Annotated in this window: 1 protein-coding gene; it reads right to left on the minus strand. The window is 25.6% G+C overall.

From position 1 onward, the window contains the following. Window positions 1-181: 181 nt before the first annotated feature. Window positions 182-812, minus strand: a 631-nt coding sequence (locus tag AC4AGG_RS16635) for a hypothetical protein (RefSeq protein WP_489773142.1), incomplete at its 5' end; no start/stop codon positions are given.

Raw genomic sequence — 812 nt, forward strand, 5'->3', positions numbered from 1 at the left:
AACGAAAAAGTATTGCCGAAGTGCGGGCTTTTACACACCAAAAGTTCAATTTTCCCTGACTTTAGCAATTGCTTTTTTGTGAAACTAAATTACAAAAAAATGTGGAACAAAAAAGCAATTGCGACGAAAAATGCAGAATCTCTCAATTTTCACTTCAACCCCGCATTTTGGCAATACACTGTTAGCTGTAGTATTTTTGAATAATAATTGATATTGCTAATCCAAATGAAATAATTGCAATCATTAATAAAATTCCCCAACCTTCATTTTTTATTTTTATTGAATTTGAATTCTCTGTTGTTCTATTCACAGCAATTAAAAGCTTTTTATACAATTCTTCATAATTTGAAATTTCAAATGAATTAAATCTAATTTGCTTTCCATTGCTCAATTTTATGAGACATTTTTTTCCATTATGAATATTGTAAGTTGAGTTTTTAACTTTAGGATTTACATTAAATTCTGATTCTTCAATATTAGAAATATTATCTAATGGTATAATTTTTCTAATCAATAATAAAGGTAGATTTATGATTAAATTTTGATTAGTCAATGTTATAGTTTTGACCTTTAAAATTAATATCGAATTCCATAAACAAAAAAATATAAAAATTGCTAAAATTGAGTAAAACATAATTTTTTCCGTTTGAGTGTCAATTTTATTTTGCACTGTAAATTGAGAATTGTAAGTTAAAAATGCCATAAATCCAAAGAAAATCACTCCAACAATACCAAAAAAAATAGAGATTGGATTTGGATATGTTTTAATTAGTATTTTTTGGGGAATAGTGGTCATAATATTACAGCTAACG

This window comes from Chryseobacterium sp. CG10_8 (assembly GCF_058117085.1).